22 protein-coding genes are annotated in these 25,707 nt (G+C 54.0%); 12 read left to right on the top strand and 10 right to left on the bottom strand.

The window, feature by feature from the left end:
* Positions 1 to 245: 245 nt before the first annotated feature.
* Together ABRZ28_RS04105 and ABRZ28_RS04100 are read left to right on the top strand one after the other, a co-directional pair.
* A complete protein-coding gene (locus ABRZ28_RS04105; RefSeq protein WP_330519551.1) occupies positions 246 to 1,232 on the top strand; it encodes a helix-turn-helix transcriptional regulator in 987 nt (328 codons plus the stop codon).
* A 158-nt stretch (positions 1,233 to 1,390) separates the two neighbouring features.
* Positions 1,391 to 1,819 carry a hypothetical protein gene (locus ABRZ28_RS04100; RefSeq protein WP_330519550.1) on the top strand — a complete coding sequence of 143 codons (429 nt, stop codon included), beginning with the start codon at positions 1,391 to 1,393 and terminating at the stop codon, positions 1,817 to 1,819.
* A gap of 122 nt (positions 1,820 to 1,941) precedes the next feature.
* On the opposite strand, the gene lpdA is transcribed toward ABRZ28_RS04100, so the two are convergent.
* From lpdA to pdhR, 4 genes are all read right to left on the bottom strand, one after another.
* A complete protein-coding gene (gene lpdA, locus ABRZ28_RS04095) occupies positions 1,942 to 3,366 on the bottom strand; it encodes a dihydrolipoyl dehydrogenase (protein WP_319604771.1) in 1,425 nt (474 codons plus the stop codon).
* Positions 3,367 to 3,636: 270 nt separating this feature from the next.
* Positions 3,637 to 5,538 (bottom strand): pyruvate dehydrogenase complex dihydrolipoyllysine-residue acetyltransferase, encoded by a 1,902-nt coding sequence (gene aceF, locus ABRZ28_RS04090; protein WP_330519549.1) that lies wholly within the window; start codon positions 5,536 to 5,538, stop codon positions 3,637 to 3,639.
* Positions 5,539 to 5,552: 14 nt separating this feature from the next.
* Positions 5,553 to 8,216 (bottom strand): pyruvate dehydrogenase (acetyl-transferring), homodimeric type, encoded by a 2,664-nt coding sequence (gene aceE, locus ABRZ28_RS04085; protein WP_330519548.1) that lies wholly within the window; start codon positions 8,214 to 8,216, stop codon positions 5,553 to 5,555.
* A gap of 143 nt (positions 8,217 to 8,359) precedes the next feature.
* Positions 8,360 to 9,124 (bottom strand): pyruvate dehydrogenase complex transcriptional repressor PdhR, encoded by a 765-nt coding sequence (gene pdhR, locus ABRZ28_RS04080; protein ID WP_319604595.1) that lies wholly within the window; start codon positions 9,122 to 9,124, stop codon positions 8,360 to 8,362.
* Between the two features lie 643 nt (positions 9,125 to 9,767).
* Here pdhR and ABRZ28_RS04075 point away from each other — a divergent pair.
* Complete coding sequence (locus ABRZ28_RS04075; RefSeq protein ID WP_330519547.1) at positions 9,768 to 11,126, top strand: amino acid permease; 1,359 nt, start codon at positions 9,768 to 9,770, stop codon at positions 11,124 to 11,126.
* A 56-nt stretch (positions 11,127 to 11,182) separates the two neighbouring features.
* On the opposite strand, the gene ampE is transcribed toward ABRZ28_RS04075, so the two are convergent.
* Both ampE and ampD read right to left on the bottom strand, forming a co-directional pair.
* Positions 11,183 to 12,037 carry a beta-lactamase regulator AmpE gene (ampE, locus tag ABRZ28_RS04070; RefSeq protein WP_319604597.1) on the bottom strand — a complete coding sequence of 285 codons (855 nt, stop codon included), beginning with the start codon at positions 12,035 to 12,037 and terminating at the stop codon, positions 11,183 to 11,185.
* The gene (gene ampD / locus ABRZ28_RS04065) at positions 12,034 to 12,609 is read right to left on the bottom strand and encodes a 1,6-anhydro-N-acetylmuramyl-L-alanine amidase AmpD (RefSeq protein ID WP_330519546.1); all 576 of its coding nucleotides are present in this window, start codon (positions 12,607 to 12,609) and stop codon (positions 12,034 to 12,036) included. The genes ampE and ampD overlap by 4 nt, the downstream gene beginning before the upstream one ends.
* A 408-nt stretch (positions 12,610 to 13,017) precedes the next feature.
* On the opposite strand from ampD, the gene ABRZ28_RS04060 reads away from it, so the two are divergent.
* The 5 genes from ABRZ28_RS04060 (at position 13,018) to hofC (ending at position 18,346) form a co-directional block, all read left to right on the top strand.
* On the top strand, positions 13,018 to 13,881 hold the full coding sequence (locus tag ABRZ28_RS04060; protein ID WP_330519545.1) for a nucleoside-specific channel-forming protein Tsx: 864 nt from the start codon (positions 13,018 to 13,020) through the stop codon (positions 13,879 to 13,881).
* A gap of 205 nt (positions 13,882 to 14,086) precedes the next feature.
* On the top strand, positions 14,087 to 14,977 hold the full coding sequence (nadC, locus tag ABRZ28_RS04055; protein ID WP_319604600.1) for a carboxylating nicotinate-nucleotide diphosphorylase: 891 nt from the start codon (positions 14,087 to 14,089) through the stop codon (positions 14,975 to 14,977).
* A 272-nt stretch (positions 14,978 to 15,249) separates the two neighbouring features.
* Positions 15,250 to 15,696 (top strand): prepilin peptidase-dependent pilin, encoded by a 447-nt coding sequence (gene ppdD / locus ABRZ28_RS04050; protein ID WP_330519544.1) that lies wholly within the window; start codon positions 15,250 to 15,252, stop codon positions 15,694 to 15,696.
* 2 nt (positions 15,697 to 15,698) lie between these two features.
* Entirely contained in the window at positions 15,699 to 17,141 is a 1,443-nt protein-coding gene (gene gspE / locus ABRZ28_RS04045; protein WP_319604602.1) for a type II secretion system protein GspE, read from the top strand.
* Complete coding sequence (gene hofC, locus ABRZ28_RS04040) at positions 17,141 to 18,346, top strand: protein transport protein HofC (protein WP_330519543.1); 1,206 nt, start codon at positions 17,141 to 17,143, stop codon at positions 18,344 to 18,346. Before gspE ends, hofC begins: the two co-directional genes overlap by 1 nt.
* A 121-nt stretch (positions 18,347 to 18,467) precedes the next feature.
* Here hofC and ABRZ28_RS04035 read toward each other — a convergent pair whose 3' ends face one another.
* On the bottom strand, positions 18,468 to 19,508 hold the full coding sequence (locus ABRZ28_RS04035) for a GMP reductase (protein ID WP_330519542.1): 1,041 nt from the start codon (positions 19,506 to 19,508) through the stop codon (positions 18,468 to 18,470).
* Between the two features lie 174 nt (positions 19,509 to 19,682).
* Here ABRZ28_RS04035 and coaE point away from each other — a divergent pair, with 174 nt between their 5' ends.
* The 3 genes from coaE to yacG all read left to right on the top strand — a co-directional run bounded on the left by coaE (position 19,683) and on the right by yacG (position 21,333).
* Entirely contained in the window at positions 19,683 to 20,309 is a 627-nt protein-coding gene (coaE, locus tag ABRZ28_RS04030) for a dephospho-CoA kinase (protein WP_319604606.1), read from the top strand.
* On the top strand, positions 20,302 to 21,054 hold the full coding sequence (gene zapD / locus ABRZ28_RS04025; protein ID WP_319604607.1) for a cell division protein ZapD: 753 nt from the start codon (positions 20,302 to 20,304) through the stop codon (positions 21,052 to 21,054). Before coaE ends, zapD begins: the two co-directional genes overlap by 8 nt.
* 81 nt (positions 21,055 to 21,135) lie before the next feature.
* Positions 21,136 to 21,333, top strand: a complete 198-nt coding sequence (gene yacG, locus ABRZ28_RS04020; RefSeq protein ID WP_319604608.1) for a DNA gyrase inhibitor YacG — start codon at positions 21,136 to 21,138, stop codon at positions 21,331 to 21,333.
* 39 nt (positions 21,334 to 21,372) lie between these two features.
* On the opposite strand, the gene mutT is transcribed toward yacG, so the two are convergent.
* From mutT to secM, 3 genes are all read right to left on the bottom strand, one after another.
* Complete coding sequence (mutT, locus tag ABRZ28_RS04015) at positions 21,373 to 21,768, bottom strand: 8-oxo-dGTP diphosphatase MutT (RefSeq protein ID WP_319604772.1); 396 nt, start codon at positions 21,766 to 21,768, stop codon at positions 21,373 to 21,375.
* A gap of 69 nt (positions 21,769 to 21,837) precedes the next feature.
* Positions 21,838 to 24,540, bottom strand: a complete 2,703-nt coding sequence (gene secA, locus ABRZ28_RS04010) for a preprotein translocase subunit SecA (RefSeq protein WP_330519541.1) — start codon at positions 24,538 to 24,540, stop codon at positions 21,838 to 21,840.
* 98 nt (positions 24,541 to 24,638) lie between these two features.
* Entirely contained in the window at positions 24,639 to 25,151 is a 513-nt protein-coding gene (secM, locus tag ABRZ28_RS04005; RefSeq protein ID WP_319604611.1) for a secA translation cis-regulator SecM, read from the bottom strand.
* Positions 25,152 to 25,179: 28 nt separating this feature from the next.
* On the opposite strand from secM, the gene ABRZ28_RS04000 reads away from it, so the two are divergent.
* Positions 25,180 to 25,707, top strand: a complete 528-nt coding sequence (locus ABRZ28_RS04000) for a DUF721 domain-containing protein (RefSeq protein ID WP_319604612.1) — start codon at positions 25,180 to 25,182, stop codon at positions 25,705 to 25,707.

The following is a 25,707-nucleotide window of genomic DNA, read 5'->3' as shown; positions in this document are numbered from 1 at the left end:
TCACCGTAAAACGGGCTCCATACTTTGTGGAGAAAAGGCTGCCTTATCATTGAGCGAGCGGACAGGATTACCCGCCCGCCGCGTGCTGACCATCAACGAAAAATGCTACTGAGAAGTATTTGCATTACCAATTTTGGTCAGTCATTGTTACATTTGTTTTTTGGCACGGGTTTTGTGCAAACGGCGAATTGTTTTGCGCAAGCGGCAAAATGGCGGACGATAACCAGAGAATATGAGGGGGGATCATGCAAAATCACGTACCGTCATCGAAATCGATTTATAAGAATCACATCGTCCAGCAGTCCAGCCTGGTGACGAATGATTATCGCCTGCTTGGACCGAGGTTGATTGACGATACGCCGGTACTGTTCGGCAATTTCGACGTGATACGGCTGAACCGCGATCTGATTTTGCATACGGCGGATGTGATCAACCTGCACAACATGAAAACCCAGAGCGTGCTGAACGGCGCGATCAAACTGGCTATCGTGGTAAACGGCGTCGCGCATATTACCTATAACGAAAAATTGCTGCACCTGGGCAATCACCAGCCCGCGTCGCTGATTTCGCTGACCGAACCCACGCAATTTAGCCGCAACGGTAAGCGGGATGAATACGAGCGCACCGTTTCCCTCACCTTCAGCCGCGAATGGCTGTACGGCAACCTGCTGGATACGGTCAACGACTGGCAGACCATTTATGACTTCACGCAAACCCATCTCGCCACCCATTTATGGACGCCGTCGCGTCAGGCGATGTCCATCGCCTGGCAGATCCTGAACGCCGGCCCTTGCCATACGCCGCTGCAACGCCTGTATCTGGAAAGCCAGTGCATGATGCTGATTATCGAAGCCTTCGATTCACTCACCGCCCACGCGATACAGAATAAAACCGCGCCCGGCGTTCATCTGCGCAATCATCAGCGCGTCCATCAGGTTCGGGATATGCTGGAAAGCGGCAGCGCCGACCAGCTTTCCATCGCCGACATCGCCAAAAGCGTCAGTATGAGTGAAAGCACGCTGCAACGTCATTTTCGCCAGACATTCAACATCACGGTGTTTGAATACCTGAGAAATTGCCGTTTACAGCGCGCGATGCTGGCGCTGCAAAAAGACGGCATCGGTATTGCGCAGGCCGCCAGCCTCGCCGGCTATAACAGCCCGGCCAACTTCACCACCGCTCTGCGCCGCGCCTTCGGCATCACGCCGGGACAGGTGAAGAATCGTTTTTGATCAATACCGTTCGTTTCCAACTCAGGAGAGCCGGGGCCGCCGCGGCGATATCGGGTTTACCCCGGATAAGGATAGTTATGTTGAAGCGCAATAGCGCGAGAGGCTTACTCACATCGGCGATACTCGCTGTACTGCTTATTGCGTACTCAGGAGCCAGCATGTCCTTTTCATTTAGCAAAAAAATTGAGATCAAGGCAGAAAATGCCATGTTCAAAGGCGTGGAAATGGAATTGCCTAGCCGAAAGGCCGTGGTTCAGATCAAAAGCGTTGAAGCGGATCGGGAACTTTCTTCGTCAGTCTTGCGCTCGCCGTCGCTCATTTCCGGTTACCCCGACCCGCTGCGGGTTGAAGGAAAAGTGTTAAGCAGCAGTGATGACACGTTGCTGGGTAAATCGATATCATTGCGCTTGTCAAAGCAGGAATGGGAGCGCATTAAGGCCGGCGTGAATGACGCCGTCGGCGTCGGCGTCCTGGATACGCATGACGGCTACGGCCTAATTTGTCTGGAAAACCTCACATCCCTCGATGACGCCGCGAAAAGAACGTGGCTAACAAACGAGACCTGTCGTAAACGCTGGGATAATTGACGCGGTAAGTACGCCGCCTTGACGAAATCGCGAAGAGAGACAACCGGTTCGCCGTTTCCGAGCAAAGCCGCCATAAAAAAATCCGGCATAATCGCCGGATTTTTCACTATGCGTAGACGCGCTTACTTTTTCTTGGCTTTCGGGTTCGGCAAGTCGGTAATGCTGCCTTCATAAATCTCGGCCGCCAGACCGACGGATTCGTGCAGCGTCGGGTGAGCATGGATAGTCAGCGCGATATCTTCCGCATCGCAACCCATCTCGATGGCCAGACCGATTTCACCCAACAGTTCGCCGCCGTTGGTGCCGACAATCGCCCCGCCGATAACGCGATGCGTCTCTTTGTCGAAAATCAGTTTGGTCATACCGTCCGAACAATCGGACGCGATGGCGCGGCCGGAGGCTGCCCAGGGGAAGGTCGCCGTTTCGTAGCTGATGCCTTTCTCTTTCGCTTCTTTCTCGGTCAGCCCGACCCAGGCCACTTCCGGCTCGGTATAAGCGATGGACGGGATCACTTTCGGATCGAAGTAGTGTTTTTTGCCGGCAATCACTTCCGCGGCGACATGACCTTCGTGTACGCCTTTATGCGCCAGCATCGGCTGACCGACGATATCGCCGATGGCATAGATGTGCGGCACGTTGGTGCGCAACTGCTTATCCACGCGGATAAAGCCGCGTTCGTCGACTTCAACGCCCGCTTTGCCCGCATCCAGGTTTTTACCGTTCGGCACGCGGCCGATAGCCACCAGCACCGCATCATAACGTTGCGGTTCGGCCGGCGCCTTTTTGCCTTCCATCGTCACGTAGATACCGTCTTCTTTGGCTTCCACGGCGGTCACTTTGGTTTCCAGCATCAGCGTAAACTGCTTGCTGATACGTTTGGTGAACACTTTGACGATGTCTTTATCAGCGGCCGGGATCACCTGATCGAACATTTCCACCACGTCGATCTGCGAGCCCAGCGCATGATAGACGGTACCCATTTCCAGACCGATGATGCCGCCGCCCATGATCAACAGACGTTCCGGCACGCTTTTCAGTTCCAGCGCATCGGTGGAGTCCCATACGCGCGGATCGTCATGGGGAATAAACGGCAGTTGGATCGGACGCGAGCCGGCGGCGATGATCGCGTTTTCGAAATTGATCGTCGTTTTGCCGTTTTCGCCGTCCACTTCCAGCGTATTGGCGCCGGTGAATTTACCCAGACCGTTAACGACTTTCACTTTACGGGCTTTCGCCATACCGGACAGACCGCCGGTTAGCTGCTTGATGACTTTCTCTTTCCACAGGCGGATTTTATCAATATCGGTTTTAGGTTCACCGAATACAATGCCGTGCTCCGCCAGCGCTTTGGCTTCTTCAATCACTTTGGCTACGTGCAACAGAGCTTTGGAAGGGATACAGCCAACGTTCAGACACACGCCACCCAGCGTGGAGTAACGTTCCACCAGTACGGTTTCCAGGCCGAGATCCGCAGCGCGGAATGCCGCGGAATAGCCTGCGGGGCCGGCACCAAGTACCACCACCTGAGCTTTAATTTCAGTACTCATCATGACCTCATGTTTTGTTTGTCCGGCGGTCAGACGACATTCTTATGGCGAGTTAATTTAAGTACGCCCTTCATCCACCGGGACGCTTTCACCGTCGGCAGTTTACATAATTGTTAACAATCTGCAAATCACCTGTAAGTAAACGCGGTCTCAACAGTGTCGTCTGATAATATTTAAGCGCCTAAACCCACTATCCGGGTTCTAGAAACAGAATATTGTTAGCAACACTGACGTTAACAAAAAGGCTGGCCGTAAGGCCAGCCTTTACGGTTACATCACCAGACGACGAATATCCGACAGCGTGTTGTTGATGATGGTAATAAAGCGCGCACCATCAGCACCGTCAATGACGCGGTGGTCGAAGGACAGAGAGATCGGCAGCATCAGACGCGGCGTAAACTCTTTGCCGTTCCAGACCGGCTCTATCGCGGACTTGGATACGCCCAGGATAGCCACTTCCGGCGCGTTGACAATCGGCGCGAAATGCGTGGTGCCAAGACCGCCGATGCTGGAGATGGTGAAACATCCCCCCTGCATTTCGCCTGCGGTCAGCTTACCGTCGCGCGCTTTCTTGGAGATCGTCGCCAGTTCACGAGACAGCTCGATGATGCCCTTCTTGTTCACATCTTTGAACACCGGAACCACCAGACCGTTCGGCGTATCGACCGCCACGCCGATGTTGATGTATTTCTTCAGCGTCAGACGCTGGGCGTCTTCGGACAGCGAACTGTTGAAACGCGGCAACTGCTCAAGAGCAGCGGCAACGGCTTTCATGATGAAAACCACCGGCGTGATTTTCACATCCAGTTTACGTTTCTCCGCTTCCGCGTTCTGCTGTTTACGGAACGCTTCCAGCTCGGTGATATCCGTTTTGTCGAAGTGCGTAACGTGTGGAATAACCACCCAGTTGCGGCTCAGGTTGGCGCCGGAGATTTTCTGGATACGGCCCAGCTCCACTTCTTCCACTTCGCCGAACTTGCTGAAGTCGACTTTCGGCCATGGCAACAGACCCGGCAGACTGCCGCCGCTGGCGGCGGCCGGCGCGGATTCGGCGCGTTTAACCGCCTCTTTCACATAGGCCTGAACGTCTTCGCGCAGGATACGGCCTTTACGCCCGGTCCCCTTCACTTTAGCCAGATTGACGCCGAACTCACGCGCCAGACGGCGGATAACCGGCGTAGCATGAACGTAAGCGTCATTTTCGGCGAACTCGCCTTTGCTTTCCGCTTTCGCGGCCGGCGCAGGCGCGGCGGCTTTGGCTTCCTGCTTAGCCGGCGCCGCTTCCTGTTTGGCGGCCGGCGCGGCGGCCGGGGCTGCGCCCGCCACTTCAAACACCATGATCGGCGAACCGGTTTTCACTTTGTCGCCGGTATTGATTTTGATCTCTTTCACCACGCCGGCGAACGGCGCAGGCACTTCCATCGACGCTTTGTCGCCTTCCACGGTGATCAGCGACTGCTCGGCTTCCACCTTGTCGCCCACTTTCACCAGCACTTCGGTGACTTCGACTTCGTCATCGCCGATATCCGGCACGGCGACGTCTTTCGCGGCTGGCGCGCTGCCGGCGGCGGGCGCGGCTTCCGCGGCGCTCTCTTCTTTAGCCGGAGCGGCATCAGCCGCGCCCGCCACTTCAAACACCATGATCGGCGAGCCGGTTTTCACTTTATCGCCGGTGTTGATTTTGATCTCTTTCACCACGCCGGCGAACGGCGCAGGCACTTCCATCGACGCTTTGTCGCCTTCCACGGTGATCAGCGACTGCTCGGCTTCCACCTTGTCGCCCACTTTCACCAGCACTTCGGTGACTTCGACTTCGTCATCGCCGATGTCCGGCACGGCGACGTCTTTGCTGGCGCTGGCCGCCTGAGCCGCCGGTTTGGATGCTTCTTTTTTCTCTTCTTTCTCTTCAGCCTTGGCAGGCGTGGCATCGGCCGCGCCGTCGGCGGAATCGAAAATCATAATCAGCTTGCCGGTCTCGACTTTGTCGCCCACCGCAACCTTGATCTCTTTTACCACACCGGCCTGCGGGGAAGGCACTTCCATAGAGGCTTTATCGCCTTCCACGGTGATCAGCGACTGTTCAACTTCAACTTTGTCGCCCACCTTCACCAGCACTTCGGTGACTTCAACTTCATCTGCACCGATATCCGGTACGTTGATTTCGATAGCCATGTAATCTTTACCTCTTATGCCAGACGCGGGTTGACTTTATCTGCATCGATCTCGAATTTGCCAATCGCTTCGGCAACCACTTTCTTATCGATTTCACCGCGCTTAGCCAGTTCACCCAGGGCCGCAACCACCACGTAAGACGCATCCACTTCAAAGTGGTGACGCAGGTTCTCACGGCTGTCGGAACGTCCGAAACCGTCGGTTCCCAGCACGCGATAATCGCTGGCCGGGATGAAGTTGCGAATTTGCTCGGCGAACAGCTTCATGTAGTCGGTTGAGGCTACGGCCGGCGCATCGCTCAGAACCTGAGCCACGTAAGGAACGCGTGGTTCTTCGGTCGGGTGCAGCATATTCCAGCGCTCGCAATCCTGACCGTCGCGCGCCAGTTCGGTGAAGGACGTGACGCTGAACACGTCGGAACCGATGCCGTAGTCTTTCGCCAGAATCTGCGCCGCTTCACGCACGTGGCGCAGAATGGAGCCGGAGCCCAGCAACTGTACTTTGCCTTTGTCGCCTTCCACCGTTTCCAGCTTGTAGATACCCTTGCGGATACCCTCTTCCGCACCCTGCGGCATGGCGGGCATGTGGTAGTTTTCGTTCAGCGTGGTGATGTAGTAGTAAATATTTTCCTGCGCTTCGCCGTACATACGATGCAAACCGTCATGCATGATGACAGCCACTTCATAAGCATAGGCCGGATCGTAGGAAATACAGTTCGGGATGGTCAGCGACTGAATGTGGCTGTGGCCGTCTTCGTGCTGCAAGCCTTCGCCGTTCAGCGTAGTCCGACCGGAAGTCCCGCCGATCAGGAAGCCGCGCGCCTGCTGATCGCCCGCCGCCCAGCACAGGTCGCCGATACGTTGGAAACCGAACATCGAATAGTAGATGTAGAACGGGATCATCGGCAGGTCGTTGGTGCTGTAGGAGGTGGCCGCCGCCAGCCAGGACGCGCCGGCACCCAGCTCGTTGATCCCTTCCTGTAGAATCTGACCTTTCTCGTCTTCTTTATAGTAGGCGACCTGCTCGCGGTCCTGCGGGGTGTACTGCTGACCGTTCGGGCTGTAAATCCCGATCTGGCGGAACAGACCTTCCATACCGAAGGTACGCGCTTCATCGGCGATGATCGGCACCAGACGATCTTTGATCGACTTGTTCTTCAGCATAACGTTCAGCGCGCGCACGAAAGCGATGGTGGTGGAAATTTCTTTATTCTGCTCGTCCAGCAGGCTGCGGAAATCTTCCAGCGTCGGCAGTTCCAGCGTTTCGCTGAAAGTCGGCTGGCGAGTCGGCAGGTAGCCTTCCAGCGCCTGACGACGTTCGTGCAGGTATTTATATTCCGCGGAATCTTTATCGAGCGTGATGAACGGCAGTTTTTCGATATTTTCATCGCTGACCGGCACATTGAAACGATCGCGGAAGTAGCGCACGCCTTCCATGTTGATTTTCTTGACCTGGTGCGCGATGTTCTTGCCTTCGGCCGCTTCGCCCATACCATAGCCTTTAATGGTATGCGCCAGAATAACCACCGGCTTGCCTTTGGTTTCCTGCGCTTTTTTCAGCGCGGCGTAAACTTTCTTCGGATCGTGGCCGCCGCGGTTCAATGCCCAGATTTGATCGTCGGTCCAGTCTTTCACCAGCGCGGCGGTTTCCGGATATTTGCCGAAGAAGTGCTCGCGCACATAGGCGCCGTTTTTGGATTTGAACGTCTGATAGTCGCCGTCAACGGTTTCATTCATCAGTTGGACCAGTTTGCCGCTGGTATCTTTACGCAGCAGTTCGTCCCAGCGTCCGCCCCAGATCACCTTGATCACTTCCCAGCCGGCGCCGCCGAAGATACCTTCCAGTTCGTTGATAATCTTGCCATTACCGGTAACCGGGCCGTCGAGGCGTTGCAGGTTACAGTTGATAACGAACACCAGGTTGTCCAGTTTTTCGCGGGTGGCGATGGTGATCGCGCCTTTGGATTCCGGCTCGTCCATTTCACCGTCGCCCAGGAAAGCGTAAACGGTTTGTTGAGAGGTGTTTTTCAGGCCGCGATGCTCAAGGTATTTCAGGAACTTAGCCTGATAGATAGCGCCAATCGGCCCCAGCCCCATGGAGACGGTCGGGAACTGCCAGAACTCAGGCATCAGTTTCGGGTGAGGATAAGAAGACAGGCCCTTACCGTGCACTTCCTGACGGAAGTTGTTCATCTGTTCTTCGGTCAGACGGCCCTCAAGGAAGGCGCGGGCATAAATGCCGGGAGAAATGTGGCCCTGGAAGTAAACCAGATCGCCGCCGTCCTGTGCGTTGCGCGCGCGGAAGAAGTGGTTAAAGCACACTTCATAGAAAGTTGCGGAAGACTGGAAAGAAGCCATGTGACCGCCCAGCTCCAGATCTTTTTTCGAAGCGCGCAGCACCGTCATTACCGCATTCCAGCGAATAGCTGAACGGATATGGCTTTCCAGATCCAGGTTGCCTGGATATTCCGGTTCATCTTCAACTGCGATGGTGTTGACGTATTGGCTTGCAGCGCTGCCGGCGGCAACGCTGACTCCGCCTTTACGCGCTTCGCCCAACACCTGATCAATCAGGAACTGAGCGCGCTCAACACCCTCTTCACGGATGACCGATTCGATCGCCTGCAGCCAGTCGCGGGTTTCGATCGGATCCACGTCATTATTTAAACGATCTGACATGGTTTTTCCTTATCTTCTCTAATAAGTTGGTTTGTTGGAGCCTGTCTTCCTGTGCTCTGAACCCGCTATAATCCGAGTAAAACACATGAAGACAGGCTCGTGTCGTAGTCGCCGTATTCAACGTCCCCAAATATAAAGGACGCTCAATCCTTGCGTTGCTGGAGCCGGCGCAATGACCTTTCTCGTCGGCTATTTTCCCGGTTAAGATCCAGCAATACTTCCTCAATAAACGCCAGATGACGATGTGATGCTTCGCGCGCCTTCTCAGGCTCGCGGGCAACAATCGCCTCAAAAATCCCGGCGCGATGAACGCTCACCTGCGCCAGCACTTCCCGGCTTAGATAAAGCAATTCAAAATTCTGTCTGACATTCTGTTCAAGCATCGGTCCCATACAGCGTAGCAGGTGCAACAGCACCACATTATGGGTCGCCTCTGTTACGGCTATCTGATACTGCATCACCGCTTCCGATTCCGCCGCCAAATCGCCCGCGTCTCTGGCCTGCTGAGTCACCGCGTGGCAATCGCGGATACGTTGCAAATCCGACTCGGTGCCGCGCAGGGCCGCGTAATAGGCGGCGATGCCTTCCAGCGCATGACGGGTTTCCAGCAGATCGAATTGTGATTCAGGGTGATTGCTCAGCAACGCGACCAGCGGATCGCTGACGCTTTGCCATAGATTGGCCTGCACGAAAGTGCCGCCGCCCTGTCGGCGCAAAAGTAATCCTTTGGCTTCCAGGCGTTGAATGGCTTCTCTCAGAGAAGGGCGGGAGACATCGAACTGTTTGGCCAGTTCACGCTCCGGGGGCAGTTTCTCGCCGGGGCGCAAGGTTCCCTCAAGGATCAGAAACTCCAGTTGCTGCTCAATCACATCTGATAGTTTGGGCTGACGGATCTTGCTGTATGCCATGGTGAATTCATCTCTGCGAATGGCGCGGAGTCAATTGGTAATACCAATTTCAAAAACGTGACGCTAAAGTAACAAATTATTCACCTTCTGTCCATAAGGACGTTGAGCAAAATTACCAATCCCCCCAGATTTTAACAAATGCGGCCGCAATGTAAGGCAAAGTAAAAGCACACCGGTGGTCTTACCATTAATTCCGCCACCTGAATTTTAACTTTCATGAAACGAAAACCGAGCGATGCTGAACCGTTTAAACATCAATAAAAATTCATTTAATGTGATTTTTTATTCAAAAAACAGATCGGCGACGAGGTGTTTTCCCGTGCGATTCCGCCGCTTATCGGGCTACTTCACGACAAAAAGGTAAAGCTAAGCGAAAAACGGCGCGCCAAAAACCGTCCCTGGCAATCGGAATGGCCAACTGCTGTGTGAGACATTGATGCGGCTATAATTTTTCTATGTAGGCCAGCAAGAAATCAGTGCAATCTTGTTGGCTTGCCACTATTCTCTGACAAACGATAGCGGCGAGAGAATATTAGTTTGCGCGTTATCGTAAATATAAAATTACACAAACGTAACCGCATAAATGCGCGGCGCTTCTCAGGAGGCAGTTCGTTTTTGTCAACAACGGCAGAGGGTTAAATTAATGGATGGTCAACAACAAGACGGAGCGTTAAAACGTGGTTTAAAAAACCGTCATATTCAGTTGATTGCCCTGGGTGGCGCAGTGGGAACCGGGCTTTTTCTCGGTATTGCTCAAACGATCAAAATGGCCGGACCGTCGGTCATATTGGGATACGCCATAGGTGGGCTGATCGCCTTTCTTATCATGCGCCAACTGGGAGAAATGGTGGTAGAGGAACCGGTTGCGGGTTCTTTCAGCCATTTTGCTTATAAATATTGGGGCAACTTTGCCGGTTTTGCCTCCGGCTGGAACTACTGGGTGCTGTATGTGCTGGTCGCCATGGCGGAACTGAGCGCCGTGGGAATTTATGTTCAGTACTGGTGGCCCGATATCCCCACCTGGGTTTCCGCCGCCGTTTTCTTCCTGGTGATTAACGCCATCAATCTGGCGAACGTCAAAATTTACGGTGAGATGGAGTTCTGGTTCGCCATCATCAAAGTGACGGCCATTATCGGCATGATCGTATTTGGCGGCTGGCTATTGATTAGCGGCACCGGCGGTCCGGAAGCGACCGTCACCAACCTGTGGGCGCAGGGCGGCTTCTTCCCCAACGGAGCGACCGGGCTCTTAATGGCGATGGCGGTGATCATGTTCTCATTCGGCGGGCTGGAGCTGGTCGGCATCACCGCGGCGGAAGCGGATGACCCGGAAAAAAGCATTCCACGCGCGACTAATCAGGTTCTTTACCGCATCCTGATCTTTTATATCGGTTCGCTCTCCATTCTGCTGTCACTTTACCCGTGGGGGAAAGTCGTGGAAGGCGGCAGCCCCTTTGTGCTGATTTTCCATGAGTTGAACAGCAACGTGGTGGCGACCGTATTGAACATCGTGGTTCTGACCGCGGCGCTGTCGGTATACAACAGCTGCGTTTATTGCAACAGCCGTATGCTGTTCGGTCTGGCCCATCAAGGCAACGGGCCAAAAGCGCTGAAAACGGTCGACGCCCGCGGCGTGCCGGTGGTGGCGATTGGGGTTTCCGCCCTGGCCACCGCGTTCTGCGTACTGATCAATTACCTGATCCCCGGCAAAGCGTTTGAACTATTGATGGCGCTGGTGGTTTCCGCGCTGGTGATAAACTGGGCGATGATCAGCCTTGCCCACCTGAAGTTCCGCGCGCAGAAAGACCGCGAAGGGACAGTGACCAAGTTTAAAGCGCTGCTTTACCCGCTGGGCAACTATATCTGCCTGCTGTTCCTGGCCGGTATTCTGGTCATCATGTATCTGACGCCGGGCATTCGCATTTCCGTGTTATTGATCCCGGTATGGCTGATTATTCTGGGCATTGGTTACGCGATTAAACAGAAAAACCAGGTGAGTTAATTCAGCTTACACCGCAAAAATGGCCGATATCCTCGGCCATTTTTTTCCGTTTCGCTTTACACCAGCGCCCCATAAATCGTTAGCAACGCCACCACCACCACCAACGTCAACGTGACTTTTTTCGCCAGCGCCACCGCGGCCTTCGGCGTTTCAACGGGGTCGATATGCGGTTCACGCGCCAGCGAGAATTGCGCCAATTGGGTCAACACCCAATATTGCGAATTACGGTAGTCGCCAAGCGAGGCAAACCATGCCGGCAGCGCCTTCTCGCCATGTCCCAACAGCGCATAAGCCACGCCGGCCAGACGCACCGGGATCCAGTCCAGCCAATGCAACAAGGAATCCACGCCCGACTGCGCACGCGCCAGCGGCGTATGATGGCGTGCCAGCCAGGTCTGCCAGGCACGTAAAAAAGCATAGCCCGCCACAGCGACAGGGCCGTAAGAACCTGCCACGGTAAACCAAAACAAGGGCGCCAAATAAAAGCGAAAGTTAATCCATAGCAGGGCGTTCTGAAGTTCTTTTAACCGTTCCTGTTCGCCTGCGCCGACGGGTAAACCGTGAATTAAGGCCAACTCCGAGGCCATTTCCTGACTGGCGCCGGCTTCGCCGTTCCCGGCCGCTTGCAGATAGCGGCGATAATGCTGGCGGACGCTCCCCGCGCCGATGCACATCAGACCAATCACCACCCACAACAGCAAGAGAATCAGACCAAACAACAGCCCGCCGGCCAGCCATAGCAGGACCGCCGATACGCCCATGCAGCACAGCGTCAGAAACAGGGTTTGCAATAAAGAAGGCGAGGAGAGATGACGAAACACCGCTTCAAGCCGGTGATCCAATTGCCAATGCTCACCCAGCTTGAACAGACGCTCCCACGCCAATACCAGCAACAATGTAAACAGCGTCATCGTTTTATACTCCCTTCGTTCTCTATCCCGTTTTCCTGTAACAGACGGTGATAACAATCCCAATCGAAAGCCGGCCCCGGATCGGTTTTACGTCCGGGGGCGATATCGCTGTGTCCGGTAATGCGCGCCGGGGTAATGGGGTATGCGTTCATCAGCATTCCTGTTATCGCCACCAACTGAGAATATTGTTCAGTAGTAAAAGGTAACGTATCCGTTCCTTCCAGTTCGATGCCGATGGAAAAATCGTTACACCGCTCGCGCCCGGCAAACGCAGAAACGCCGGCATGCCAGGCCCGCTGATGAAAAGGTACGTATTGAATAATTTCCCCATCGCGGCGAATCAGGCAGTGCGCGGAAACGCGTAAATGACAAATATCGACAAAATAAGGGTGCGCCGTCGGATCCAGCGTCGCAGTAAACAATTGATCGATGTAAGGCCCGCCGAATTCCCCCGGCGGCAAACTGATATTGTGGATAACCAGCAGAGAAGGCGATTCATCGTCGGGGCGACGATCACAATGTGGGGAAGGAATATGTTTTATCTCGGATAACCAGCCATTTTCCAAAAGCATCGGCGATAACCTCGCATCATGTCGTTTGCCGGGCTGAATCTGGCGCGCGAAGCGAAATGCGGTTTAACCAGAATGCGCCGGTCAACAGAGTACCATGTTTCTCAACATCATGCCTAACCGGCTGGATACAAAAAGGTTTTATTGTTTCCCCCGCCGATCATGGCAAGACGGTAAATCGAAATTAACACACGGCCTTCGCGCCAGACCTCCCCTCTTCCCATAAAAAAATAGTGATACGCATCACAATTTTAATGCAACAAACCGAAGACATTAATTAACTAACGCGCACTGCATCAATTTTTATTTACAATAACGACATAAAATGACAAACATTTGTCATTCATAACAAAAACCTATGCAACAACAACCGACATCACAACACACTTTGCCAACAATACGGAAATTAACATGAAAAAAACTTTCGCCGCAGGCGCTTTGGTCGCCTTGTCCTACAGCGTGCCGGCTCTCGCTGACGAGAATAAACCAGAGTATCTTTCCGACTGGTGGCATCAGAGCATCAACGTGGTGGGAAGCTACCACACCCGCTTCGGACCTCAGTTAAACAATGATGTCTATCTGGAATATGAGGCGTTCGCCCGCAAAGACTGGTTCGATTTTTACGGCTATGTCGATGTCCCCAAATTCTTCGGCGTGGGAAACTCGCATGACCGCGGCGCCTGGGACGATGGCTCGCCGCTGTTCGTGGAAATTGAACCACGCTTTTCCATCGATAAGCTGACGGGCGTCGACCTTGGCGTCGGCCCGTTCAAAGAGTGGTATGTCGCCAACAACATCATTTACGACCACGGGCGCAGCAGTGATTCGCGGCAAAGCACCTGGTATGTGGGATTGGGCAACGATATCGATACCGGCACCGACTTATCGCTTTCCACCAATATCTATGCCAAATACCAGTGGAAGAACTATGGCGCCGGTAATGAAAACGAATGGGACGGCTACCGTTTCAAAGTGAAATACTTCTATCCGTTAGGATCGCTGTGGGGCGGCAACGTCACGTATATCGGTTTCACCAACTTTGATTTCGGATCAGACCTGCGCAATAAAGACGGCCGGTCGCGTACCGGTAACTTCATCGCCTCCAGTCATATTCTGTCGCTGGGTTACGACCACTGGCACTACGCCGTCGCCGCCCGTTATTTCCACAACGGCGGACAGTGGGCGGACGGCGCCGAGCTGAATTTCGGCCAGGGGCCATTTGAAGTGAAATCAACCGGCTGGGGTTATTACCTGGTGGTGGGCTACAACTTTTAAAGCGATTCATCAGGCCTGACCTGATGCAACCAGGGCGCGGGGAAGACGCCTTCCCCGCCGCCAATCCCATCCCATAGTACTGACGGATCCCCGCCTCATCGACAAAATGATTTAATCTATTGAATTAAAACAATTATTCATTCTGGATGTCGTCACATAAACAAGGTAGCATAGAACCCCGAATCCCCCCTTCGGAGCTTTTGTGATGACAACGCGTCGCTACAGTCAGGAACAACGCCAGATCGATCTGCGCAATCGTATTGCGCAGGATATTCCCGCCAGCGTCCGGCTAGCGTTAAGTGAAGATTTAGGCGGCGTGGTCGATGCCTCGCAAGATATCACCGCACGATTGTTGCCGGATAACCCCCAGGCTCATGCCCGTATTATCACCCGTGAAGCCGGTATCTTCTGCGGCAAACGCTGGCTTGAGGAAGTTTTTGCTCAACTTGGCGGGACAACGTCCATAACCTGGCGCGTCGCCGATGGCGATGCCATCGCGCCCGACCAAATCCTGTGCGATATCGCCGGCCCGGCCAAACAGCTGCTGACCGGGGAACGTACCGCGCTGAATTTCCTGCAAACGTTGTCCGGCGTGGCAACGGAGGTCAGCCATTACGCCGCGTTGCTGCAAGGCACCGGCACCCGGTTGCTGGATACCCGAAAAACCATTCCGGGATTGCGCACCGCGCTGAAATACGCCGTGTCATGCGGCGGCGGCAATAACCACCGGCTTGGTTTAGCCGATGCCTTTTTGATCAAGGAAAACCATATCATCGCGGCCGGCTCAATCCGACAGGCGGTGGAAAAAGCCCTTTTACTGCGCGACGATGTGCCGGTGGAAGTGGAGGTGGAATCACTGGATGAACTGCGACAGGCGTTGGATGCCGGCGCGGATATCATCATGCTGGACAATTTCAGTCTGGAAAAAATCCGTGAAGCGGTAAGCATCGTCCAGGGGCGCGCGCTGCTGGAAATCTCCGGCAACGTCACGATCGAGACGCTGCGCGATTATGCGCAAACCGGCGTGGACTATATTTCCGTCGGCGCACTGACCAAGCATATCCGCGCGCTGGATTTATCGATGCGCTTTATCTGACGGCTGTTTTGCTATAGCCCCCCGCCCCCCGGCGCAGGGGGCTTTGCCGTAAGAAAACCACGGCTATTTTTTCACCTCTTCCGCTATGGCGAGCATATCGACGCCCGCAAATTGCAAAAGCCCTCGCAAAAACCAGTCAATAATCGATAAATCCCCTATTCTTCTCCGCACCGTATTCCGCTTTTCATCATCGCCTGTCGCCAGCCGTCGTCATGTTTTCTATCTTGTCGCGACACGCAACATCGACCAATAGACAACAGGGAAAAGCGACAATGGGCAAACAACAGGGGTTCACGCTGGTTGAATTGATGATCGTCATCGCGATTGTCGCGATCCTCAGCGCAATAGGCGTACCGGCCTACCAGGGCTATCTGCAAAAGGCCGCGATGACCGATATGCTGCAAACGATGGCGTCATATAAAACCGCCGTCGACCTTTGCGGACTGGAAAACGCGGCTTTCTCAACCTGCAATGCGGGTAATCAGGGTATTCCCGGCAGCAAATCCTCACGTTATGTCAGCACGGTAAGCGTTAGCCAGGGCATCATCACCTTAACCGGGCAATCCACGTTAAAAGGGTTGAGCGTCGTATTGACGCCGGTGTGGGATACCAGCACCAGCACATCGCGCTGGACTAAAAATTGCGTTACCGAAAGTAAAACAGACAGCCTGCAAACCGCCTGTCAGGATGTTTTCCGTTTTGACAATACGGCGAGTTAACCATGGACGACGCAGAGCATCTCACCCATGAATTACAGATACTGTGCCGGCGCTATCACGCATTGCTGCTGAACATGGATGAACAAACGTTGTCGGTGGCGGTCAGCGGCGCCCCTTCGGCGGACATGCTCGCCGCGCTGCGTTTTGCCGGCAACCGGCAGATTTTGCTTGAACAGTGGCCGCAGGCCAGAATGGAGCAACAGCTCAATCCGGTAAAAACCGTGGCAGAGCCCACGGAGGATTACCATGCCGAGCCAGAAGATCATATCAACGACGAAGATACGCCGGCGGTTCATTTTATTAATCAAACATTACGCCTGGCGATTCAACGTCGCGCATCCGATATTCATTTAGAGCCGTTGCTGACTCAGTATCGCGTCCGTTTACGCATCGACGGCGTATTACAGGAAATATCGCCCCCGCCGGCCGAACTGAGCACGCGTATTACCGCCCGGCTGAAAATCATGGGTAAGCTGAATATCGCCGAGCGGCGATTGCCGCAGGATGGGCAGTTCAGTCTCACGCTGGATCAGCAGGTCTATTCGTTACGCATTGCGACACTGCCCGTGCAACATGGGGAAAAAGTAGTGCTGCGCGTCCAGCAAACGCAACAGCAAGAGCTGGCGCTGGCTAAACTGGGGCTTTCAGACGGCGATCTGGCCCGACTGATCCGAGTGCTCGGCATGCCGCAGGGCATGATCCTGGTAACCGGCCCCACCGGCAGCGGCAAAACCGTCACGCTATACAGCGCCATTCGCTGGCTGAACGATGTCAGCCGCAATATTTGCAGCGTGGAGGATCCCATTGAAATCCCGCTGCCGGGGATCAATCAGACGGCGATCAACCCTAAAGCGGATCTGGATTTCAGCAGGATACTACGCGCGATGTTGCGTCAGGATCCGGACGTGATCATGGTCGGCGAGATCCGCGATGCCGAAACCGCGGAAATTGCCGTTAAAGCGGCGCAAACCGGGCATTTGGTGATGTCCACGCTGCACACCAACTCCGCGGTGGAAACGCTGACCCGGCTGAGCCACCTCGGCATACCGGGCTACCTGATCGCCGCGGCCCTGAAACTGGTGATATCCCAACGCCTGGTGCGTCGTCTGTGTCCTCACTGTAAAACGCCGGCCGAACCGCTATCTCAGCTGCCGGCGGAACTGTGGCGCGGTCCGTTGCGGCACTGGCAGGCCAAAGGCTGTAGTCACTGTTTGTCCGGTTACTATGACCGTATCGCCATCTATGAATTCCTGGTGATTACGCCCGCGCTACAGCAGGCATTGGCCGATAACGCGAACAACAACCGACTAGCGCGGCTCGCGCGCGAATCAGGCTCGATCACCCTGCTGGCGGCCGGCTTAGCGCTGGTCAATCAAGGCGTGACGTCGATAACAGAAATCTATCGCATTGCCGGCGCAGGCGTTCTGGATCAGGGGGCGGCGTGATGAGATGGGAACGCCTCTATTACTGGCAGGCGCTTACTCAGGAAGGAACATTGCTCCACGGCGAGATGATTAGCGCTCAACGACAACAGGCCTATACCCGTTTAATTATTCAGGGGTATCAGCCCCTGTCATTGAAAACAGGCCAATATCTGTCGCCGCGTTACTGGAAGGGAGAACAGCTCAATGAACTTATCAAACAACTGGCCATGCTTTTACACGCGGGGCTTCCCCTGCTGGAAGCCCTTAAGCTGATGGCTGAGCAGCATGAGCGTCCGGGCTGGCGTTGCATACTAACAGAGATTAGCGTCCAGATCGCACAAGGGAAATCACTGTCTGAGACGTTAGCGACGTATCCGCATATTTTCCCCGTCATCTATCGTTCCCTGATCGCCGTCGGTGAGCTGACGGGCAACCTTGATGAATGCTGCTTTCAATTGGCCCGACAGCAGGAGCGAAGATCCCGGTTACAGCAACAGGTGATCAAAGCGCTGCGCTATCCCTGCTTCGTATTGATCATTGCGTTGCTGGTCAGCGTCCTGATGCTCACCCTGGTGTTACCGGAGTTTTCCAGCCTGTATGCATCTTTCGACACGCCGCTGCCCTGGTTTACCCAACAATTACTGTCGCTGTCGCAGGGACTCGCCGACTATGGTCTGGCGGGCTTGATCCTCACTTCCGCCGGTGCGGCGGGCTATATCAGCTTACGCCGGCGCAGACGCGGCTGGCGGGAAAAAGAACAGGCTTGGTTGCTCAGGTTGCCCGTCATCGCGAATCTGATCCGCGGTAACTGCCTAAGCCAGATATTTCAGATACTGGCGATGACGCAGCACGCGGGGCTGACATTGCCGGCTGGATTGGATGCCGCGGCGACGATCCATCACCCCGTTTACCAGCGCGCTATTCAACGGATCCAAACAGAGATTCACCAGGGCGTCACGCTGAATCATGCGACACAACGCTATGCAGCCCTCTTCCCGCCGCCTTGTCAGCAGCTTATCCGCGTCGGCGAGGAAACCGGGGAATTGGATACGTTGTTTACGCAGTTGGCGCAGTGGTATGAGCGAAAAACGCGACAGCAGGCGGAAACGCTGATGCAAACGCTGGAGCCGGTCATGATGCTGATTGTCGGGGGGATGGTGGGCGCTCTGGTTATCGGCATGTACCTGCCGATTTTTCAACTGGGCAATGTATTGGCCGGAGCCTGAACCAGCCAATACCCTCCTTCATCCATACCGCCATCGGCCAACAAAACCCGATAGCGGCCCCTCATCCTGCAAATGGCCGCAGCGTCGCTTTTCCCACGGCTTGCAGCATAAGGGTGGGAAATCAATTATTGAAGATACGGTTTTCCTGTTCGGCGACGCGGATAAACGTGGTGCGCTTAGTCAGTTCCTTCAAACGGGATGCGCCGACATAGGTACAGGCGGAGCGCAACCCACCCAGAATATCCCGCACGGTATTCTCAACCGGCCCGCGCAGCGGCAGTTTGACCGTTTTCCCTTCGGCGGCGCGATACTCCGCCACGCCGCCGACATGACGCTCCATCGCCGACGCGGAGCTCATGCCATAGAACAGCATCATTTTTTCGCCATTCTCTTCAACAATGGCGCCTTCACACTCATCGTGTCCGGCCAGCATGCCGCCCAACATGACGAAATCCGCCCCGCCGCCAAAGGCCTTGGCGATATCACCGGGAACGGAACAACCGCCGTCGCTGACGATCTGTCCGCCCAGGCCGTGCGCGGCATCGGCGCACTCGATAACGGCGGACAACTGAGGATAGCCAACGCCGGTCTTCACCCGGGTGGTGCAGACGGATCCCGGACCAATACCGACCTTCACAATATCGGCGCCAGACAAAATCAGCTCTTCGACCATTTCCCCCGTCACCACATTCCCCGCGCAAATGACTTTATCCGGGCAGGCTTCACGCGCTTTTTGCAGAAAGGTGACAAAATGCTCCGAATACCCATTGGCGACATCGATACAAATAAACTTCAGTTCCGACGACAGCGCCAGAATCTGCTTGAGTTTGATGAAATCAGCTTCTGAGGTACCGGTTGAGACCATCACATGGCGTAGCACGGACACGGATGCGCGTTGCACGAAAGCAGCCCATTGCTCCACCGAATAATGCTTGTGGACTGCCGTTAATACGTCAAAGGACGCCAACGCCTCCGCCATGCCAAATGTCCCGACGGTATCCATATTGGCGGCGATAACCGGCACGCCGGACCAGTCGCACCCGGCGTGGAGAAAAGTGAATTGCCGCTCAAGCTCAACATCAGAACGGCTTTTGAGAGTAGAGCGTTTGGGTCGGATGAGAACGTCTTTAAAGCCTAACTTTAAATCTTCTTCAATACGCATGAGCTTTGGATTCCTGGCTAGTGGCGACGATTCGCAAAAATTGCGAGCGATAAGATTAATGCCATTCCCAGTGACGTTATCATACGCAGGAATAATCCTGCGGCAAGACTGCGAATTTTCCTTTATTTGCGATAAAATCAGATAAATTTATCCATTAACTTTAAAAATCGGCATATGACCTATATCGTAGCCTTAACCGGCGGTATCGGCAGTGGGAAAAGCACGGTAGCCGATGAGTTTGCCAAACTTGGGGTAACCATCATTGATGCGGATATCATTGCGCGTCAGGTCGTTGAACCCGGAAAACCCGCGCTGGACGCCATCAAACACCGATTTGGCGACAATATCCTTAACGCTGATGGTTCTTTGCATCGTGCGGCGTTACGTCAAAAAATCTTTTCCTCTCCGGAGGACAAACAATGGGTGAATAGCCTGCTACATCCATTAATTCACGCACAGACGCAGTCTCAAATTCAAGCATCGACCGCCCCCTATGTATTGTGGGTTGTGCCATTACTGATAGAGAACGATTTACAACAACATGCTCAACGTGTTCTGGTTGTCGACGTGAACCGGGACACGCAGCTTGAACGTACGCTGGCGCGGGACGGCATCAGTCGACAACAAGCTGAAAACATACTGGCGGCCCAGGCTACGCGGGAACAACGCCTGGCTCATGCCGATGATATTATTGATAATAACCGTAGCCAAAGAGAGCTTGCTTCATGCGTTGCGCAATTGCATCAACGTTATCTTGAGCTCGCCGCCTCAGCCGCTAACAGGATTACTAAGAATGAGTGACGCATCCTCAACCATTTTGTTTGAATATCCGTTAAACGAGAAAATGCGTACCTGGTTGCGTATCGAGTCGTTGTTACAGCAGTTGCATCGCAACCATTCCCTCACTGATATGGGAAGCGCGTTGACGTTCTTTCGCGCCATTGCCGATCTGATGGACGTATTGGAACGCGGGGACGTTCGTACCGAACTGTTGAAAGAGCTGGAACGCCAGCAACAGAAGTTATTGCAATGGAGTAACGTGCCGGGTGTCGATATGGAACGTATCCATGCTCTGCGCCACCAGTTGAAGGAACATGCAACGGTACTGATGGCGGCGCCGCGTATGGGACAAATATTGCGCGAAGACCGCCTGATCGGCATGGTTCGCCAACGGATAAGCATACCGGGGGGATGTTGCAGTTTCGACTTGCCGACCCTGCATATCTGGCTCTATCAGCCACAGGAACTGCGCGAACAGTTGGTGGCGGGCTGGCTTGACTCATTGGCGCCGTTGAAGACATCGCTGACGATGATACTGGAGTTGATTCGTCATTCTGCGCCATTCCGCCCGCAAATTAGTCTGAACGGTTTCTTTCAGGATAATGCGTCAGACGCCGATCTTCTGCGCTTACGCATCGATTTGGCCCTTCAACTTTACCCACAAATATCTGGTCATAAAACGCGCTACGCCATCCGTTTCCTGGCGTTGGATAGCGAGAACGGACAAATTCCACAACGCCTGACGTTTGAACTGGCCTGTTGTTAATCATTTTTAAACAGTTAATCAGAATATACCCTATCGATTTCAACGCAACCATTTGAAAGATAAAAGGTATAGGAGAACCCCATGGATAATGACGTAACCATCGTAAAATGCCCGACCTGTAAAAAACCGGTCGAATGGAGCGAAAAAAGTATATATCGCCCGTTTTGCAGCAAACGCTGCCAGCTTATCGATCTGGGGGAATGGGCGGATGAAGAAAAACGTATCCCCAGTGACGATATCATTTCAGACAGCGAAGAGTGGAGCGAATCTCAGCATTAAAACACATAGCGACCGATTGCAACCGTCTGATTTTAAAAGTTAATGGGATTTCAACCAGCGGATCATTTCCGCATTCGCTGGTGGGAATTCATCTTCAGACAGCTCCTCCACCCGCAGCCAGCGAGAAGCCTGCCCTTCGCGGCCATACGGCTCACCCCGCCAATGCTCCACCAGAAAGAAATGCAGCGTTATCATACGTTCCGGCGTGGAGAACGTTTTATTGCCCAACGGCTGCGGATTTTCCGCTTCGATGCCGGTTTCCTCGCGCAGTTCGCGAATCAATGCCTGCTCCGGCGTTTCTCCCGCTTCAACTTTCCCACCGGGAAACTCCCACATACCGGCCATATGCACACCCGCGGGGCGACAGGCAATAAAGTACTTTTGCTCGGCATTACGGATAATACCCACCGCAACGGATAACTGTTTTTGCTCCATCATACGTCCTATCAAGTAAAAGGCGATCTCTGCGACCGCCTTTATATTATCGCTCAATTCAACGATCGGTTATTTCTGTAAACGACCGTGGCACTGCTTATATTTTTTCCCGGAACCGCAAGGACAGGGATCGTTACGACCAATCTTGCGGTCGGCATGAACAGGCGCGCCGGCGGTCTGGCCGGCCTCCTCCTGGTGACTCAGCTGCTGCTGGCGAGCCAGGCGTTCCGCTTCTTCACGACGCTGTTGTTCCAGCGCCTCAATCTCTTCCGGCATGCGGACCTGCACCTTGCTCAGCGTGCTGATCACTTCATATTTCAGCGATTCCAGCATAGCGGCAAACATGGCGAAAGACTCACGTTTATACTCCTGCTTGGGATCCTTCTGCGCATAGCCTCGCAGGTGAATCCCCTGACGCAGATAGTCCATTGCCGCCAAATGCTCTTTCCACAGGGAGTCCAGCGTTTGCAACATAACGCCTTTCTCAAAGTTGCGCATCACTTCGCTGCCCACAACCTCTTCTTTACGCTGATATTCTTCAATCGCCTGTTGCAGAATGCGCTCACGCAGCGTCTCTTCGTGTAGCTCGGGTTCTTTATCCAGCCATTCTTTAATCGGCATATCCAGATCGAAGTCGTTTTTCAGACGCTGCTCCAGACCTTCGGTATCCCACATTTCTTCCAGAGATTGCGGCGGAATGTAGCTATCGATCGTCACCTTGAAGACATCTTCGCGAATGCTGTTAATGGTTTCGCTAATATCGGAAACGTCCAGCAGTTCGTTACGCTGAGAGTAAATCGCCCGGCGCTGATCGTTGGCGACATCATCATATTCAAGCAACTGCTTACGAATATCGAAGTTACGACTTTCCACCTTGCGCTGCGCGTTGGCGATCGCCTTCGTTACCCAGGGATGCTCAATCGCCTCGCCGGGTTTCATACCCAGTTTACGCATCATGTTGGAGACACGGTCGGAAGCAAAGATACGCATCAACGCATCTTCCATCGACAGATAGAAACGCGACGACCCCGCATCCCCCTGACGACCGGAACGACCACGGAGCTGGTTATCGATACGACGGGATTCATGGCGTTCAGTACCAATGATATGCAAACCGCCTGCCGCCAGTACCGCATCATGACGTGTCTGCCATGCGGCTTTAATCTCGGCTATCTGCGCCTCATCCGGGTTTTCCAGTCGGGCGATTTCCGTCTGCCAACTGCCCCCCAGCACGATATCGGTACCACGACCGGCCATGTTGGTGGCGATGGTTACCGAGCCGGCTTGCCCCGCCTGCGCAATGATATCCGCTTCCATAGCGTGGAATTTAGCGTTCAACACATTGTGCTTGATGCCCGCTTTTTCCAGCGCCTGAGACACCACCTCCGACTTCTCGATGGAAATCGTCCCTACCAGCACCGGCTGCCCTTTTACGGAGCGATCTTTGATATCCTCAATGATGGCGTCAATCTTCTCGCTCTCGGTCATATAGACCAGATCGGGCAGATCTTTACGAATCATCGGGCGGTTGGTTGGAACCACAATGGTATCCAGCTTATAAATAGAACTAAATTCAAAGGCTTCGGTATCCGCCGTACCGGTCATCCCGGCCAGTTTTTCATACAGGCGGAAATAATTCTGGAAAGTGATCGACGCTAATGTCTGGTTTTCATTCTGAATAGCGACGTTTTCTTTCGCTTCCACCGCCTGGTGTAAACCATCGGACCAGCGACGCCCCTGCATGGTACGTCCGGTGTGTTCATCCACGATGATGACTTCACCATCCTTCACAATGTAATCCACATCACGCGCGAACAGCACATGAGCGCGCAAAGCCGCGGTGACATGGTGCATCAGCATGATATTGGCCGGCGAGTACAGCGACTCGCCTTCATCCATGATGCCTTCTTTCACCAACAGCTCTTCAACCAACACCAGACCACGTTCGGTCAGGTTAACCTGACGCGATTTCTCATCAACCGAGAAATGCCCTTCGCCGTGGAAAGTATCTGAATCCTCTTTCTCCTGACGGATCAGGTGGGGAATAATTTTGTTAACCCGGATATACATCTCAGAACTGTCTTCCGCCGGACCGGAAATAATCAGCGGGGTACGGGCTTCATCGATCAGGATGGAGTCGACTTCATCCACCAACGCATAATACAGCTTACGTTGCACGCGTTCTTCCGGGCTGAAAGCCATGTTGTCGCGCAGGTAGTCAAAACCATATTCGTTGTTGGTGCCGTAAGTGATATCGGCGGCATAGGCCTCGCGCTTGGCAGGCGCCGGCATGCCCGGCAGGTTAATCCCCACCGTCAGGCCCAGAAACTCAAACAGCGGACGGTTATTTTCCGCATCACGCTGCGCCAGATAATCGTTCACCGTCACCACGTGAACGCCGCGGCCGGTCAAAGCATTAAGATAGGCCGGCAGCGTCGCCGTCAGCGTTTTACCTTCACCGGTACGCATCTCGGCGATACAACGCTCATTCAGCACCATCCCGCCGAGTAACTGAACGTCGAAGTGACGCATCCCGAACACGCGTTTGCTCGATTCGCGCACCACGGCAAAAGCTTCCGGCAGCAAACCGTCCAATGATTCGCCTTTTTTCAGACGCTCACGAAATTCATCCGTTTTGGCTTTCAGTTCATCGTCCGAAAGCTTTTCCATATCAGGTTCCAGACGATTAATAATATCAACTTTCTTGCGCATACGGCGCAGGGTTCGTTCGTTACGGCTACCAAAAATTTTTGTTAATATATTCATGACCATAATAAATTTAATCTCACAAATGCCACTCATCCAGTGGCTGAACAACATCAAAAAACCGGGAAAAAGTCCTACCGCTGTTAATTATCAATCAATATTTTTCAGCAATGGAAATAGGGACCGGCTCGAATGCCGCGAACCTGGGCCAGCCAGATCCCGGTCTGATGCTGCGTAAGGGGAAAAGCGGAGATTCGCCCTGTCTGGCGAATAATGGTAGGTGGTTTCTCTTCGCGCGTTAACAGCGCATTGAGCGTATCCAGCAACACCAGAGAGTGCGGAGGTAAATCATCAACCTGCTGCGCGTTTATCTGCTGCGGCGCGGTCAGCGCAAAAGAGAGGTGACGGATGACCGTACGGATGGCATGCTGGTGCCAGTAGTCCACAGCAAAAGAAGAGCGACGCTGCGCTTCTTTCAACGCCACTAAATCGGTAAGGCTGAGCGATACGCTGTGCTGGCGGCTGACGCTGGAAGAGGAATCAGGTAACGGAACCATCTTCTGCGACGCATTCAGACTGTTGGGCAAGCCAAGGCTTGCCGCGACCATCCCCAATAGGAGATGCGGCCAGAAATAACGTCTGCCAAATTGTCGCCAACGATTTAGAATACCGATCACTAGTTTAACGTCCGTCGGAGCCTGATTTATGCGTGATAGCCGCCCACAATCACTGGAATCTCTGTTTGATAGCGCATCGGGTGCGGGTACTGGCCCACTGCGTGATGTGCAGCAGCGCGCTATCGCGTTATTAAAACTCAACCGGGCGGTGCGTGGCATCCTCCCCGCACAGTTACACCCCTGGTGCCGCGTCGCCAACTATCGGCAGGGGCTGCTGGTTTTGGAAACCGCCAACGCTAACTGGTTGATGCGGTTACGTTATGAACAGCCAGCATTGCTCTCTGCATTACGCGCCCAAATATTACCATCATTGGCCTCAATCGACATCAGGATTAATCCCGCGCTCGCCGCAAAAGGGCATGAAATGGTGAAAAGTCGTGATATCACCACGCCTGACCAGGCAGATCAACGGCCATTGCGTCAGTTGAGTGAACAAAGTGCGGAAACATTAAGAGGTTTGGCGAGTCACAGCCCGGAGAAGCTACGCAAGATACTAGAACGACTGGCTTCGCTGGCCGGAGAGAGTACCAGTAAAACCAGTCGTAATAAGAAATAA

Source organism: Brenneria sp. g21c3 (assembly GCF_040240345.1).
Taxonomy (GTDB): Bacteria; Pseudomonadota; Gammaproteobacteria; order Enterobacterales; family Enterobacteriaceae; genus Brenneria.
The sequence above is the reverse complement of the archived record's forward strand: the minus strand, read 5'-3'. Positions and strand labels throughout refer to the sequence as shown.